The sequence below is a fragment of the Aeromonas sp. FDAARGOS 1403 genome, assembly GCF_019047325.1.
Lineage (GTDB): Bacteria > Pseudomonadota > Gammaproteobacteria > Enterobacterales > Aeromonadaceae > Aeromonas > Aeromonas dhakensis.
In genome coordinates this window covers 1,114,867-1,130,323 of record NZ_CP077249.1, presented here as the reverse complement: position 1 = coordinate 1,130,323, position 15,457 = coordinate 1,114,867, and the positions used below count along the sequence as shown (strand labels likewise).

The 15,457-nt window shown below is 60.2% G+C and carries 16 protein-coding genes; 6 read left to right on the top strand and 10 right to left on the bottom strand.

Going from position 1 to position 15,457, the window contains the following annotated elements:
- Nucleotides 1-394: 394 nt before the first annotated feature.
- Nucleotides 395-1,012, bottom strand: a complete 618-nt coding sequence (locus I6L33_RS05430; protein WP_005307797.1) for a cytochrome c — start codon at nt 1,010-1,012, stop codon at nt 395-397.
- A gap of 142 nt (nt 1,013-1,154) precedes the next feature.
- On the opposite strand from I6L33_RS05430, the gene yihA reads away from it, so the two are divergent.
- Complete coding sequence (yihA, locus tag I6L33_RS05425; RefSeq protein WP_005307794.1) at nt 1,155-1,805, top strand: ribosome biogenesis GTP-binding protein YihA/YsxC; 651 nt, start codon at nt 1,155-1,157, stop codon at nt 1,803-1,805.
- Between the two features lie 790 nt (nt 1,806-2,595).
- Here yihA and I6L33_RS05420 read toward each other — a convergent pair.
- The 9 genes from I6L33_RS05420 to I6L33_RS05380 form a co-directional block, all read right to left on the bottom strand.
- Complete coding sequence (locus tag I6L33_RS05420) at nt 2,596-2,856, bottom strand: DUF1488 domain-containing protein (RefSeq protein WP_005307791.1); 261 nt, start codon at nt 2,854-2,856, stop codon at nt 2,596-2,598.
- Nucleotides 2,853-3,674, bottom strand: coding sequence for a shikimate dehydrogenase (aroE, locus tag I6L33_RS05415; protein WP_043170738.1), 822 nt, complete (start codon nt 3,672-3,674; stop codon nt 2,853-2,855). The genes I6L33_RS05420 and aroE overlap by 4 nt, the downstream gene beginning before the upstream one ends.
- 102 nt (nt 3,675-3,776) lie before the next feature.
- Nucleotides 3,777-4,685, bottom strand: coding sequence for an oxygen-dependent coproporphyrinogen oxidase (hemF, locus tag I6L33_RS05410; RefSeq protein ID WP_043170737.1), 909 nt, complete (start codon nt 4,683-4,685; stop codon nt 3,777-3,779).
- A 106-nt stretch (nt 4,686-4,791) separates the two neighbouring features.
- Complete coding sequence (locus tag I6L33_RS05405; RefSeq protein ID WP_043170736.1) at nt 4,792-5,352, bottom strand: Sua5/YciO/YrdC/YwlC family protein; 561 nt, start codon at nt 5,350-5,352, stop codon at nt 4,792-4,794.
- Nucleotides 5,353-5,485: 133 nt separating this feature from the next.
- Nucleotides 5,486-5,989, bottom strand: coding sequence for a 5-(carboxyamino)imidazole ribonucleotide mutase (purE, locus tag I6L33_RS05400; RefSeq protein ID WP_216973680.1), 504 nt, complete (start codon nt 5,987-5,989; stop codon nt 5,486-5,488).
- A gap of 74 nt (nt 5,990-6,063) precedes the next feature.
- Nucleotides 6,064-6,621: a type I DNA topoisomerase gene (locus I6L33_RS05395; RefSeq protein ID WP_017766228.1), complete on the bottom strand. Its 558-nt coding sequence runs from the start codon at nt 6,619-6,621 to the stop codon at nt 6,064-6,066.
- Nucleotides 6,622-6,676: 55 nt separating this feature from the next.
- Nucleotides 6,677-7,150 (bottom strand): DUF494 family protein, encoded by a 474-nt coding sequence (locus I6L33_RS05390; protein ID WP_005307774.1) that lies wholly within the window; start codon nt 7,148-7,150, stop codon nt 6,677-6,679.
- Nucleotides 7,143-8,258 (bottom strand): DNA-processing protein DprA, encoded by a 1,116-nt coding sequence (dprA, locus tag I6L33_RS05385; RefSeq protein ID WP_216973679.1) that lies wholly within the window; start codon nt 8,256-8,258, stop codon nt 7,143-7,145. Before dprA ends, I6L33_RS05390 begins: the two co-directional genes overlap by 8 nt.
- A gap of 1 nt (nt 8,259) precedes the next feature.
- Nucleotides 8,260-9,348, bottom strand: coding sequence for a LysM peptidoglycan-binding domain-containing protein (locus I6L33_RS05380; protein ID WP_017778614.1), 1,089 nt, complete (start codon nt 9,346-9,348; stop codon nt 8,260-8,262).
- Between the two features lie 108 nt (nt 9,349-9,456).
- Here I6L33_RS05380 and def point away from each other — a divergent pair, with 108 nt between their 5' ends.
- From def to I6L33_RS05355, 5 genes are all read left to right on the top strand, one after another.
- On the top strand, nt 9,457-9,969 hold the full coding sequence (def, locus tag I6L33_RS05375) for a peptide deformylase (RefSeq protein ID WP_005307765.1): 513 nt from the start codon (nt 9,457-9,459) through the stop codon (nt 9,967-9,969).
- A 12-nt stretch (nt 9,970-9,981) separates the two neighbouring features.
- Nucleotides 9,982-10,926, top strand: a complete 945-nt coding sequence (gene fmt, locus I6L33_RS05370; RefSeq protein WP_216973678.1) for a methionyl-tRNA formyltransferase — start codon at nt 9,982-9,984, stop codon at nt 10,924-10,926.
- A gap of 56 nt (nt 10,927-10,982) precedes the next feature.
- Nucleotides 10,983-12,275: a 16S rRNA (cytosine(967)-C(5))-methyltransferase RsmB gene (rsmB, locus tag I6L33_RS05365; RefSeq protein WP_139398634.1), complete on the top strand. Its 1,293-nt coding sequence runs from the start codon at nt 10,983-10,985 to the stop codon at nt 12,273-12,275.
- A 147-nt stretch (nt 12,276-12,422) separates the two neighbouring features.
- Nucleotides 12,423-13,799, top strand: a complete 1,377-nt coding sequence (gene trkA / locus I6L33_RS05360; protein WP_010635452.1) for a Trk system potassium transporter TrkA — start codon at nt 12,423-12,425, stop codon at nt 13,797-13,799.
- A gap of 96 nt (nt 13,800-13,895) precedes the next feature.
- Nucleotides 13,896-15,338, top strand: coding sequence for a TrkH family potassium uptake protein (locus I6L33_RS05355; RefSeq protein ID WP_216973677.1), 1,443 nt, complete (start codon nt 13,896-13,898; stop codon nt 15,336-15,338).
- The last annotated feature ends 119 nt before the right edge of the window (nt 15,339-15,457 follow it).

The following is a 15,457-nucleotide window of genomic DNA, read 5'->3' as shown; positions in this document are numbered from 1 at the left end:
TGAACGGTCACCATCCTGGTTTTTCAATCCTTTGCCTGCCACTTGCATGGCTCCGTGGCGTCCTGCCGCCTCGACATCCTGTCTTTCACGTCATCCCTGTCGTGAACTGCCCTGCGGGCCACTCCATGCATCCACTGTATCAACTTAATAAAGTGGCTCAATCAACCAGGAACGTTTTCAAACGGAAATAATCCATCTATTGTCATTTAACATATTGAAATTAATGAATTACTAAGCATTATTCCCGAATTTTTTAAGCCCTGGCCAGGCTCATGAATGGGAGATCTCTTACAACAATGCGAGAAAAAATTGGCCAAATGGTGTTAAAGGCCAAAAAGAAACGAGGAGCCGCTGGCTCCTCGTCAATATCAACGGGCTGGATAAACGACCGCAATCAGTGCAGACCCGCCACATATTTGGACAGCACTTCGATATCCTGATCGGTCAGCTTCTTGGCCACGTCCCGCATCATGCCGTTAGGATCATTGTCACGAGCGGCAGCCCGGAAGGCGGTGAGCTGGGCCTTGATGTAGGCAGGGTGCTGGCCGGAGAGGCTTGGATACTTGGCCTGCTCGACCCCGGAACCACGAGGACCATGACAGGCGGTACAAGCAGCCAGACCGCGGCTCATGTCGCCCCCCATGTAGAGCGCCTTGCCTGCCGCCACAGCATCATCGGGCACGGCGATCGGCGTCACCTTCTGGCTGGAGAAGTAGGCAGCCAGGTCCTCCATGTCCTGCTCGGACAGGGGAAGCGCCATCGGCCCCATGATGGGAGCAACCCGACCAGTTTGGCCGGAAGCTGCAGCCTTCAGTTCAACTAACTGCTTTTTGATATATGATGCGTGCTGACCAGCAATCTTGGGATACATGTCGACAAGGCTGTTTCCGTCCGGTCCGTGACAGGCCGCGCAAACGGCAGCCTTGGTTTGTCCCGCAGCGGCATCGCCCTTGGCTTGTGCCATCCCCGTTACGCCAACCATCAGAGCAAGAGTAATGACTAGGTTCTTCATGGCGTTCCAACTTCTCGTTATTAGGCTTCCAGATCCCATGCCGCTGAAGGCATGTTAAAATAAACGCGTTTAAGCGACGCCATTTTACACGATTTCACAAAAAAGTAACTCTATAACCCTCTATCTCTATGGGGAATTTACGTTGGATACACAAACTCTGAATTTCAATAAGGTGCATTTTGTGACCAGCGCACCCGACATCCGTCACCTGCCAAATGATGGGGGTGTCGAGATTGCGTTTGCCGGCCGTTCCAACGCCGGTAAGTCATCTGCATTGAATACCTTGACCAAGCACAAGAACCTGGCACGTACCAGTAAGACCCCGGGTCGCACCCAGTTGATCAACCTGTTCGAGCTGGAGCCGGGCAAGCGTCTGGTCGACCTGCCAGGTTACGGTTATGCGCAAGTTCCGCTGGAAATGAAGCTTAAGTGGCAAAAGTCCCTGGCTGAATATCTGCAGCGTCGCGAGTCCTTGAAAGGGCTGGTGATCCTGATGGACATCCGTCACCCGCTCAAAGATACCGACATGAACATGCTGGAGTGGAGCGCCCACCGCGCACTGCCTGTCATGCTGCTGCTGACCAAGGCCGACAAGCTGAGCCCGGGCCCGCGCAACAATCAGGTCATCAAGGTACGCCAGGCCGTGGCGGCATTGGGCCCGCATATCCAGGTGGAAGCCTTCTCCTCGCTGAACAACATCGGGGTGGAAAAGCTGGCCCAGACGCTGACCGGCTGGTATCAGGCTGGCGCCGATGAGGTGATTGACGACGAACAAGAGTCGATCGAGGAATAGCTCCCCTCTTGTTGACACGGCAAGCAACCATGCAATTGGCGGAGCGGCTCCTCCGCTGATTGAAAGGCTTTCAGCCTGTGAGCACCCTTCTCTGCCCTCCATCCACGCTTGGCTTACCTCCCTCCAAAAATCTGAATAACCATATTGATCAATGGGATAAACAGTTAATTTTATATAACAATTAACTTTTCATCCCATTGGCAACGTTTTCAAATTCATGCAGAGAAAAAGCGGCGATATCGCTTAATAAGTACCAAAATGAAATTTAATTACATTTTCTGTGGCGGAGGGATAAAAATGAGGCCGATGCTGCAGATGCAGTACCGGCCTTAAACAATCAGTTCAAAAATTGGGAAGAAGCTAAATCTTGAGAACAAAGACGACTGGTTTTTCCTCAAGAAGCCCTTTCATTCTAACAAATATTCACCAACATTAAAGCATTTACTCTAAATGCAACCCATAAAAAAACGCCCCGATGATGACTCACCGGGGCTGCTATTCAGCCACATTCAATTACGTGAAATAAAAGGTCTGAAAGATAGAACATCTTACCTCTGTACCCTACGTTGCTAACTGTATAGCAAAGCAGCAGAAAGTGAAAGTAATTTATGTAATTTAGTTTCACGAAAAATGAATTACATAATTTTTCTTACTTTTCATGCAGATAAAAAAATCCCCGGTACGAATACCGGGGCGTTATAAAGGTGACTAGCTAGCACTTCCTCAACTATCTAGTTAGTCCACGTCTCTTGGTACAAGTTCCGCTGCTTTGAGAAAAAACTCGTAAAAATCACAGATAGATTGCACCATCCTCGGCAAACTCTTGTTCTTCAATGAGTTTTTCAGCCATCTCTTCAATGTCAAAACGCACGCTTTCGAAGGCCCGCAGTATGTCCTCCTCCCTGGCCAGGGAGAGACCGGTCATTTTTTCCAGTCGCCGGCGGCTGATGTAGCAATCGACCAGCGCCCCCATCTGCTGGGCGGGAAAATGGATGCGCTGTTCATGCGGTTGCCAGTCCGCCAGCTCGGGAAACAGGATGCCTTGATTCATAGGGTCCCCAGATTGCGTTGCAGTTCTCTCAATACCTGTTTAGTCCCTGGCCGGATTCCGCGCCACACGGTAAACGCTTCGGCAGCCTGCTCCACCAGCATACCCAGCCCGTCCATGGCCTGGCGGGCACCATGTTGTCTGGCCCAACCAATGAAGGGGGTATCCGTCGCACCATACATCATGTCGTAGATGGCGATGTCGGCATGGATCAGGGCAGGATCCAGAGGCGGGAGCTCTCCCTGCAGACTGGCAGAGGTGGAGTTGATGATCAGATCGAAAGGACCGGCTAGCTGCGGGTAAGTCTGGGCACTGACGGATCCCAGATCAGCAAACTCGGCGGCCAGCTGCTCGGCCCGGGCGTGGGTCCGGTTGGCGATCACCACTTCGGCCGGCTGTTCGGCCAGCAAGGGCGCCAGCGCACCGCGCGCCGCACCACCCGCTCCCAGCAACAGGATCCTGCTGCCGGCCAAATTCATCCCGTGGGACTTGAGGTCAGCCACCAGCCCGGCCCCATCTGTATTGTCCCCCAGCAATACGCCGTCATCGGTCAACTTGATGGTATTGACCGCCCCCGCCCGTTTGGCCCTGGGGCTCAACCGGTCGACCAGGGCAAATGCCTGCTCCTTGAAGGGGACTGTAACGTTGCACCCTTTGCCGCCCTGGGCAAAGAACGCACGCAATGCGGTGGCGAACTCCTCGACTGCCGGCTCGGCCAGACCATATTCCAGCTCTTGCTGGGTCTGCCGGGCAAAGAGGGTATGAATGAAGGGGGATTTGCTGTGGCGCACCGGGTGGCCAAAAACCAGATAACGATCCATCAAGGCGTTCCTTTAGAGGGCAATCTCCCGATTTAACGGGTTTTCCCCCGCGGGAACAAGTCGAATATCGGCAACAAGAAGGGGCCGCGATGGCCCCTTGCTTCACAGCCACTCACGCGGCTTGAGGTAGTCGGTGTAAAGCTGCGCCTCCGGGCTGCCAGCCGCAGGTTGCCAGTCATACTCCCAGCGGGCCAGTGGCGGCATCGACATCAGGATCGACTCGGTGCGCCCCCCCGTCTGCAGACCGAACAGGGTACCGCGGTCGTACACCAGATTGAACTCCACGTAGCGACCGCGGCGATATAGCTGGAACTCCCGCTCCCGCTCGCCATAGGCATCTCCTTTTCGTCGTTCGACAATCGGCAGATAGGCGGCGAGGTAGCCTTCACCCACCGCTCGCATGAAGGCAAAGCTGTCGGCAAACGGCCAGCGATTGAGATCGTCGAAGAAGAGACCGCCGACACCCCGTGTCTCGCCTCTATGCTTGAGGAAGAAGTAGCGATCGCACCAGGACTTGAACTCGGGATAGATGTTGTCGCCAAACGGCTGGCAGAGGTCGTGGGAGACCTGATGCCAGTGCCGAACGTCCTCTTCGAACGGATAGAACGGGGTCAGATCGAAGCCCCCCCCGAACCACCAGATGGGCGCCTCCCCTTCCTTTTCCGCGATGAAGAAGCGTACGTTGGCATGGCTGGTCGGCACGTAGGGGTTGTGCGGATGGATCACCAGCGACACACCCATGGCCTCGAACCTGCGGCCGGCCAGCTCGGGGCGATGGGCCGTGGCGGAAGCCGGCATGGCATCGCCATAAACATGGGAGAAGTTGACCCCCCCCTGTTCTATCACCGCTCCATGGCGCAGCACCCGGGTACGGCCACCGCCGCCCCCCTCACGCTGCCAGGCATCCTCCACAAAGTGCCCGGCACCGTCAGCCTGCTCCAGTCCACGGCAGATATCGTCCTGCAACTGCAGCAGGAAGGCCTTGACCTGGGCTACATCCGGTTTGCTCATCTTGTCTCCAGTCAGCTAGGATCGTCGCCTGACCCTATTATTGTGATGTCCTCGAACTGGCACTCCGCCCGTCCGCATAGCCACCAGACCTCGTCACCAACGCCGCTCAGGAGGGGCGAATGACGGCACCGGTTCTGGCATCCTTGATCTCGGATGGGTTGGCCTGCCCCCCCACTTCGCCTGGCAGGATATAGGCCAGCTGGCTGGCCAGCAATTCGCCGATGTCGGCCAGCCGGCGGGCGGGCTCCTCACCAGTCAGGTTGGCACTGGTGGAGACCAGCGGCTTGCCGAAAGCGCGGCACAGCGCCTGTACCTGTGGATGGGCCGTGACGCGCACGGCCAGGGTGTCAAATTGTCCGGTCAGCCAGGCCGGCGTATCGCGACGAGCCGGCATGATCCAGGTAAAGGGGCCGGGCCAGCTCGCCTCCACCCTGGCCAGCTGCTCGCTGGTAAGCTGGTCCAAATCGATGTAATCCTGCAGCTGGGCCAGATCGGCGGCAATCAGGATCAACCCTTTCTCTACCGGTCGTTGCTTGATCGCCAGCAGGCGTTGTACCGCCGCTTCGGAATCGGGGTCACATCCCAGGCCAAAAACCGCTTCGGTAGCGTAGGCAATCACCCCATCGTGCTGGAGTGCGGCAACAGCAAGTTCAAATTCTTTGGACATAAAAAATGCGACAGCCGGGCTGTCGCCTCATCATCAATTAAGGTTGACCCCGCAGGGTGGCAACCACCGCAGCCCCCTTCATCCCCCTGCCAACAACAGAGAGCGGGGCTGACCGTGGTTGCCGTCTCGGGGCTTACTTGAGTTGAGCCTGCAGGGCGGCATCCTTGGCCAGCACCTCGTCGGCATTCTTCTGGCGCTCGGCCCGAACCTTGGCCGCCAGTTCATCATCGGCCACCGCCAGCATCTGGGCGGCCAGATAGCCGGCATTTTTGGCACCGGCTTTACCGATAGCCACGGTTGCCACCGGCACACCACCCGGCATCTGCACGGTGGAGAGCAGGGCATCCAGCCCCTTGAGCGGGCCACCATCGATGGGCACGCCGATCACGGGACGCGTAGTGATGCCAGCCACGGCACCTGCCAGGTGCGCGGCCAGACCGGCGGCGCAGATAAAGACCTTGCAGCCACGGTCTTCGGCATCGGTTACGTACTGGTGGGTCGCCGCCGGGGTACGGTGTGCGGAGGTCACCTTCACTTCCACCGCGATGTCGAACGACTTGAGAACCTCAAGAGTGGTCTGCATCACGGGAAAATCGGAATCAGAGCCCATCAATACGGCAACGAAAGGTTTAGTCATGGCGGGAATTTCCTTACTCCAAGTGGGGGGTGGAAGGTTGCCGAAAACGTTTCAATTCGCTCAAGGCGGCGCGATTATACCCGCTCGCTCTGGTGGCCGCATTTCTTTTGCGGACAGATCCAGCGCACGCTCCCCCGCACCTTTTTCTCCACCATGATGCCCCAGCCGCACTGCGGGCAAGGCATGGCAACCGGCTTGTCATTGACGACGTATTTGCAGTGGGGATAGCCGTCGCAGGAGTAGAACTGCTTGCCATAACGCGAGGTACGGCTGATCAGATGACCCTTGCCGCACTCGGGACAAAGTACCTGGGTATCGTCACTCTCCTGCAGGGATTCGATGTGCTGGCAGGCCGGATATTGGGTACAGCCCACGAACAACCCATAGCGCCCCTTCTTGATCGCCAGCGGTTGACCACAGTCCGGACAGGCAGAACCCTCGAGCACTTTCTCGATGTCACGGCCGGAGGGGGTCAGGGAGCGAATGAAGTCGCAGTCAGGGTAGGCGGAACAGCCCAGAAAAGGGCCGTGCTTGCCCTGGCGGATCACCAGCTCGGCACCACACTGCGGGCATGGCTCACGTTCAAGCGCATGCTCGTGGGCAGAAAAGAGGTGGTGATCGATCTTTGACATGGGCCGCGCCTTGAAATCCAGATGATCCGGATTCTACCAGCGCGGCTGCGGGCTGTCAGTGGATGACGCCATCTGACTCGTCAAACACCAGCTCTTCCATCTGCTGGTAGGCGTTTTCACTGCCGGGAACGTTGAAGAGCACCATCATGACCACCCACTTCAGGTCATCCAGCTCGATATCCGGCTTGTCCAGCTCGAGCAAACGCTCGATGCAGATTTCGCGGGTTTCGGCGTTGAGCACCTGGGCCTGCTCCAGAAACAGCAGGAAGCCGCGGCACTCGGTGCTGAGACGGGCCAGTTCTTGCGGGGCATAGATACGCATCGAGCCTTGCGTGCTGGCGGCCACGTAGACCTCCCGCTCGCTGTCGTGCAGATTGGCCAATCTTTCCAGCCAGTCGAGTGCCTTCTCGATCTCCTCCTTGTCGAAACCGGCGCGGCTCAGTTCATCGGTGAGTTCGTTTTGTTCGACCGTCACATCTGCATCGCTGTGGATGTAGGTCTCGAAAAGGTACATCAATACATCAAACATGATTCGCCCTCCTCGCTCTGACGTATCCACCGGCTACCGCCATCACTGCTCCGGCCAGCTCCAGCTCAACCAACCTGCCCAATACCACTTCGACAGGAAGCTGGGTCCGCTCGGCAACGGTATCCACGCTCGTGGTCTCGTAATCTACGTTATCCAACAAATCGGCATAAGGCAATTCGCTATTATGCTGCTGCTCAGACATATCCGTCCCTTGATGGCTCAGGGCACAGAATCCCGGCAGCTCTTCCACTATATCGGCCGCGCTCAACACAAGTTTGGCCCCCTGCTGGATTAATTTGTTGCAGCCCAGCGCCCGCCCGTTCTGCGGTGCCCCCGGCACGGCGAAGACATCCCGTCCCTGTTCTAGCGCGTAACGGGCCGTGATGAGCGAACCGCTCTGCTCGGCAGCCTCCACCACCAGGGTTCCCAGCGACAGGCCGCTGATGATGCGATTGCGCCGTGGAAAGTGTTCCGCCAGCGGCCCCTTGTCGGGCACCAGCTCGGAGATGAGCACACCATCCTGCTCCAGGATCTGCTCTGCCAGCCCCTGATGACGCTTTGGGTAGAGGCTGTCGAGCCCGGAACCCAGCACTGCCAGGGTGATCCCCCCGTTTGTCAGCGCCTGTTGATGACAAATCCCGTCGATGCCAAGCGCCAGACCGGAGGTAATGGCCAATCCGCACGCGACCAGCTCGCTGCAGAGGCGGGCCGCATTGTCCTTGCCGGCATAGGTCGGGTGGCGCGTGCCGACCATCGCCAGCTGGGGAACAGACAGCGCAGCCAGATTGCCGCGGCAGTAGAGCAACAGAGGGGCGGCAGGGATCTCCTTGAGCAGAGGTGGATAGGCGGGATCGTCGGGGCAGAGAAGATGATTGCCGGGCTCAGTTGCCCAGCTCAGCCCCTGTTCGACCACCGGCAGAGGCCATCGCATCTGCCGGATCTGGGCACTTTGCAGACCCAGTTCTCGCAAGGTGCCATCTTCCGAGTCGAACAGGGCGGCGATGTCGCCGCCGAAATGGGCGAGCAGACGAGCGGCAGTGACCGGGCCGATACCGGTGACGGCATCCAGCGTCAGCCACAGCGCGAGTCGCCCGGATGGAAGCGTCACGTCAGAAGTTGCTGACCTGATAGCCGGTGCCGACCATGTTCTGGCTTTGCAGGATCAGCCCGTAGCTCAACTTGTCATACACCTTGAACAGCATGACCCGCGCCACCGCCTCCGAGGGGAGCGGTGGTTTGCCGGCAGAATAGAAGGCTTTGTCATAGACGGAAGAGTACTCCCGATAGGCGACCTTGCCATTCTTGCTCACCAGCCGGGTCCCGGGTCGCAGGATCTCCAATACATCGCCGGGCGCCACCTGATCCCGCAGACCCTTGTTGATGAGCACGACATCGAACTTGCCGCCGCCCCGGGCCTTGCTCGGCAGATCGACGATATAGCCGGGCGAGATGACGGGGGCCGCCTTGGGTGTAAACACGGCGGAGAGGCTCTCCTGCGGCGGGAATGGCATCAGCTTGTCTCCCTGATACACTTCCCGCTTGCTGTGGCTGAGGGTGACCCGGGTACGGCCATCCGGCAGCAGGGCCTCCGCTCTGGCCGTACCGACGAAGACCGCCTCCTGCCCAAGTTGCTCGCCGGTTTTCCGATCTTTGTAGATGGCGCCAGGGTGGTAGATGCCGTAATCCTGGCCCGGGATCAGCGAACCCTGCACGTAGAGGGTATCGCCCTCCAGCATGCCGATATGGGCCTCATCATTGCCAAGCACGTAGGGCAACTGCTTCGCCTGCTGGCTGTTTGCCAGAATATGGTCGGTCTGCAGGAAGGGGCCGATCTCGCTGAGCGGCAGGGTCGGAATGGGGTTGGCCTTGTTCTCGTAGCGACTCTTGGGAGAGAGGCGGATCACCTGCTTGCCGCCCTGGGTCGCCTTGCCGAGCCGCGGCTCGCCATTGACCCAGCTCAGGTGCAGCACGTCACCCGGGTAGATCCAGTGGGGATTGGCGATCTGCGGGTTGATGTTCCAGAGCCTTGGCCAGAGCCAGGGCTCTGCCAGATACTGGCCGGAAATATCCCAAAGGGTGTCGCCTTTTTGCACCACATAGGTCTCGGGATAGCCTGCCTTCAGTTTGAGCTGGTCGGCCTGAGCTCCCTGGCTCAACGTGGCCAACAGGCAGGCGAGGATGGTTTGCTTCAGATACATAACACTCCCTGTTACTTCTGCGCGCAAAGTGTTGCTGTTTTTTGTCGGCGTAAATGACTAGAATTACGCCAATATTGACTGCATTTATACGAAACTAAAGAAAAAACTATGGCCATTCTAGATGTATTGCGTTTCCCCGATGAGCGTCTGCGTACCATCGCAGCCCCTGTCGAGACCTTTACACCCGAGTTACAACACATTGTAGATGATATGTTCGAAACCATGTACGCGGAGGAAGGCATCGGCCTCGCCGCCACTCAGGTCGACATTCATCAGCGCATCATAGTGATCGATGTCTCTGAAAACCGTGAAGATCCTCTGGTATTGATCAACCCCGAGATCATCGAGCAGGCCGGCAGCACCGGCATCGAGGAAGGATGTCTCTCCGTGCCCGGCAGCCGTGCCCTGGTGCCCCGCGCCGAGTGGGTCAAGGTGCGCGCACTGGATCGCCACGGCAAGGCATTCGAGCTGGAAGCAGACGATCTGCTCGCCATCTGCATCCAGCATGAGATGGACCATCTGGTCGGCAAGCTGTTTGTTGATTACCTCTCCCCGCTCAAGCGCCAACGCATTCGCCAGAAGCTGGAAAAGATGGCCCGTGAAGATCGCAAAGTCCTCTGAGGATCTGCCCCATTGAATAAGTTGAAACTGATTTTTGCCGGTACTCCCGACTTCGCCGCCCGTCACCTGGCGGCGTTGTTGTCTTCCGACCACGAGGTCGTCGCCGTTTATACCCAGCCGGACAAGCCTGCCGGCCGCGGCCAGAAGCTCACCGCAAGCCCGGTCAAGGAGCTGGCGCTGGCCCACGATCTGCCGGTCTATCAACCGGCTTCCCTGCGCAAGGAAGAGGCCCAGGCCGAACTGGCAGCCCTTGGCGCCGACCTGATGGTGGTGGTGGCCTACGGCCTGATCCTGCCCAAGGTGGTGCTCGATACCCCGCGTCTGGGCTGCATCAACGTGCACGGCTCCCTGCTGCCGCGCTGGCGCGGCGCCGCCCCGATCCAGCGTTCCATCTGGGCGGGCGATGCCGAAACCGGCGTCACCATCATGCAGATGGATGTGGGGCTGGATACCGGCGCCATGATCCGCAAGATAAGCTGCCCCATCGCCGCCGACGAGACCTCCGCCAGCCTCTATGACAAGCTGGCCGAGCTGGGCCCGCAGGCGCTGGTCGACACCATCGATGCCATGGCCGCCGGCGACACCGCCGCCGAGGCGCAGGACGATGCGCTGGCCAACTACGCCGAAAAGCTCTCCAAGGAAGAGGCCCGCATCGACTGGTCGCTGGAGGCCGTCACCATCGAGCGCTGCATCCGCGCCTTCAACCCCTGGCCCATCAGCTGGTTCGAGGTGGCTGACCAGACCATCAAGGTATGGCAGGCCGAGGTCATCACACAGGATCACGGCCAGCGCGCCGGCACCCTGCTCAAGGCCGACAAGCAGGGGATCGATGTCGCCACCGGCAAGGGGGTACTGCGCCTGCTGACCCTGCAGCCGCCCGGCAAGAAGGCGATGTCCGTGACGGATCTGCTCAACTCTCGCCGCGACTGGTTTGAACCCGGCACGCAATTGAATTGAACTGAATTGACACAAGGCGGGGCCCAGGCCCCGACTTGCGCATCTAAGGTAACACTATGAAAACACGCGCACAGGCTGCTCTCGTCATTCAACAGGTGCTGGATCAGGGCCAGTCCCTCTCAGCCGTTCTGCCTGCTGCCCAGGAGAAGGTTGCGCCCCGTGATCGCGCCCTCCTGCAAGAACTCTGCTACGGCACCCTGCGCTGGCTGCCCCGCCTCGATGCGGCGGTCGGCGAGATGATGGACAAGCCGCTCAAGAACAAGAGCCGCATCTTCCACTACCTCATCCTGGTCGGCCTTTATCAGCTCATCTACACCCGCATTCCGGCTCACGCCGCGGTGGCCGAGACCGTCAACGCCGTCAAGCTGCTCAAGGGTACCTCTCTGCGCGGCCTCATCAACGGCGTGCTGCGCAACTTCCAGCGCAGCGCCGAAGTCATTCTGCTGCGCATCGACCGCGTGCCGAGCGTGCGCCTCGGCCACCCCGAGTGGCTCACCAAGCGTCTGCGTCAGGCCTATCCGGAGGAGTGGGAGTTCATCATGGAGGCCAACAACCAGCGCCCGCCCATGTGGATCCGCAACAACAGCCAGCGCCAGAGCCGCGAGCAGATGCTGGCCCGCATGGCCGACGCCGGCATCAATGCGGTGGCCGGTGAAGAGGGCGAGGATTGCATCCTGCTGGAACGTCCCTGCGACGTGACCAAGCTGCCCGGCTTCGAGGTCGGCGACTGCTCGGTACAGGATGGCGCAGCACAACAGGCGGCCGCCCTGCTCGACCCGCAGCCGGGCGAGTGGGTACTGGATGCCTGCGCCGCCCCCGGCGGCAAGACAGCTCACCTGCTGGAGCGCCAACCCGCGCTGGCCGGCGTGGTCGCCGTCGATGCCGACGAGAACCGCCTCAAGCGGGTACAGGAGAACCTGGATCGCATCGGCCTGAACGCCAAAGTGATCCACGGCGATGCCAGTACCCCGGATCAGTGGTGGCCAGAGGGGCAGTTCGACCGCATCCTGCTGGATGCCCCCTGCTCCGCCACCGGCGTCATCCGCCGCCACCCCGACATCAAGTGGCTGCGCCGGGATCAGGACATTCGCGAGCTGGCCGAGCTGCAGCGCCGCATCCTCGGCGCCCTCTGGTCGAAACTGAAAAGCGGCGGTACTCTGCTCTACGCCACCTGTTCCGTGCTGCCGGAAGAGAACCGCGATCAGATCCGCGCCTTCCTCGCGGCCACGCCGGATGCCACCCTGGTGCCCCTGCACGCAGAGGACACACCGGAGTGCCCGGGGCGCCAGTTCCTGCCGGGCGAGGCCGAGATGGACGGCTTCTACTACGCCAGGCTGAGCAAGCGCTAAGCAGGGCCGCAAGTACGGGGGTGCCGCTGGTCGGCACCCGTTACTGCCCAATATCGAGCACGTTTTCCCTATGAGATTCATGATGTTGATGACTGTCCCCGCGCACACAGGCAGAGCTGGCAAGGGTGACGTCCATGAGGCGGTTCTATGAAGATCATCATTCTGGGCGCCGGTCAGGTCGGCGGCACCCTGGCCGAGAACCTGGCCGGCGAGAACAACGACATCACCATAGTCGATACCGACAGCGATCGGCTGCGCGAACTGCAGGACAAGTTTGACCTGCGGGTGGTGAACGGCCACGGCGCCCATCCCAAGGTGCTGCGCGAAGCCGGCGCCCAGGATGCCGACATGCTGGTGGCGGTCACCAACAGCGACGAGACCAACATGATCGCCTGCCAGGTGGCCTACTCCCTGTTCAACACCCCCAACAAGGTGGCGCGCATTCGCTCCCCGGCCTATCTGGTGGAGCGGGATCGGCTGTTCCTGCCCGAATCCGTGCCGGTGGATCACCTGATCGCCCCCGAGCAGCTGGTGACCGACTACGTGCGCCGCCTGATCGAATACCCGGGCGCCTTGCAGGTGGTGGACTTCGCCGGCGGCAAGGTGGGGCTGGTGGCGGTCAAGGCCTATTACGGCGGCCCGCTGGTGGGCAACGCCCTCTCCACCCTGCGCGATCACATGCCCAACATCGAGACCCGGGTGGCAGCCATCTTCCGTCAGGGCCGCTCCATCCGCCCGCAGGGGACCACCATCATAGAAGCGGATGACGAGGTGTTCTTCGTGGCGGCGGCGGGCCATATCCGCGCCGTGATGTCGGAGCTGCAGCGCCTCGAGAGCCCCTACCGGCGCATCATGATCGTCGGCGGCGGCAACATAGGCGCCGGCCTCGCCCGTCAGCTGGAGAAGCGCTACAGCGTGAAGCTGATCGAGCGCAGCCAGAAGCGGGCGGAGCAGCTCTCCGAGGTGCTGGAGAACACCATCGTCTTCTGTGGGGATGCTGCGGATCAGGAGTTGCTGGCGGAGGAGCACATCGACCAGATCGACGTCTTCATCGCGGTGACCAACGAGGACGAGGCCAACATCATGTCGGCCCTGCTCGCCAAAAAGATGGGCGCCAAGAAGACCATGGTGCTGATCCAGCGCAGCGCCTACGTGGATCTGGTGCAGGGCGGCTCCATCGACATCGCCATCTCGCCCCAGCAGGCCACCATCTCGGCCCTGCTGACCCATGTGCGCCGGGCCGACATCGCCAACGTCTACAGCCTGCGTCGCGGTGCCGCCGAGGCCATCGAGGCCATAGCCCACGGTGACGAGAACACCTCCAAGGTGGTCGGCAAGACGGTGGGCGAGCTCAAGCTGCCGCCCGGCACCACCATAGGCGCAGTGGTTCGGGGGGATGAAGTACTGATCGCCCATGATCGCACCCAGATCCAGCAGGACGACCACGTGGTGATGTTCTTGGTGGACAAGAAGTACATTCCGGAAGTGGAACGCTTGTTCCAGCCAAGTCCCTTCTTCCTGTAACCTGCCCATGTACCCAGGCAGCGCAAAGCAGACCCGGCACCGCCTCTCCAGGGGGTTGTCCGGGTCTTTTGTCAATCAACGACCAGGTTATCTTGCATGATCAAGCTGCGTCCCATCATCTTCACCCTCGGGCTGGTGCTCTCCAAACTGGCCCTGTTCATGTGGCTGCCCACCCTGCTGGCCCTGCTGACCGGCTCAGAGGGGTTCGTCGAGTTTCTCAAGTCGGTGCTGATCACCCACGGCGCAGCCCTGCTCTGCCTTCATTACGGCCGCAAGGCGGAGTTTCACCTCGGCGTGCGGGAGATGTTCCTGCTCACCACCTCGGTCTGGGTGGTGGCCTGCATCTTTGGCGCCCTGCCCTTCTTCTTCATCACCCACATCAACTTCACCGACGCCTACTTCGAAACCATGTCGGGGGTGACCACCACAGGCTCCACCGTGCTGTCCGGGCTCGACAACATGGCCCACAGCATCCTGTTGTGGCGTTCCATCCTGCAGTGGCTGGGCGGGGTGGGTTTCATCGTGATGGCGGTAGCGGTACTGCCCTACCTCAACGTGGGGGGCATGAAGCTGTTCCAGACCGAGAGCTCGGACTGGTCGGATAAAAGTGCCCCGCGCGCCAAGACGGTGGCCAACAACATAGTGCTGGTCTACCTGGTGCTCTCCATGCTCTGCTTCCTGGCCTACTGGGTGAGTGGCATGACCCTGTTCGAGGCGGTCAATCACGCCATGACCACCCTCAGTACCGGCGGCTACTCCACCTCCGATCAATCCATGTCCCACTTCTCCAACTCGGCGCACTGGATCGGCACCCTCTTCATGTTTCTCGGCGGCCTGCCCTTCCTGCTCTATGTACAGAGCCTGAGCCGGCGCGATCACAGCCTGCTCAAGGATGCCCAGGTGCGGGGCTTCTTCTGGCTGGTGGTCTGGGTCACCCTGGTGGTCACCTTCTATCTGTGGCTAAGGGACATCTACGGCTTCATGGATGCCCTGCGCATCAGCAGCTTCAACATCGTCTCCGTGCTCACCACCACCGGCTTCGGGCTCGGTGACTTCGGCACCTGGGGCCCGCTCACCAGCATCATCTTCATCGTGCTGCTGGCGCTCGGCGCCTGCTCCGGCTCCACCGCCGGCGGCCTCAAGATCTTCCGGGTGCAGGTGGCCTTCGCCCTGTTCAAGAAGCAGATGCGCCAGCTGATGCACCCCTCCGGGGTCTTCCCGCAGAAGTACAACGGCCGGCCGGTCAACGACGCCATCATCCGCTCGATGATCTCGTTCGTGCTGGCCTACTTCGCCATCATCTTGCTGATCGCCGCCCTGCTCGGCGCCATCGGGCTGGATCCCCTGACCGCCATCTCTGGCTCCATCACCGCCGTGGCCAACGTGGGCCCGGGCATGGGCCCGGTCATCGGCCCCAGCGCCAACTTCGCCTCCCTGCCGGACTCGGCCAAGTGGATCCTGTCGTTCGGCATGCTGCTGGGACGCCTCGAGATCCTGACCGTGGCGGTGATCTTCTTCCCCTCCTTCTGGAGGCAATAACCGACCAGGGCGACAACCCGCATGCCGGTGAGTTCACACGTTCGAAGAGCGAAGCCTGTGCGGACGCAGAAATACAAAAGGGCAGCCACTGGCTGCCCTTCTTGTTGCATGAAGCATGA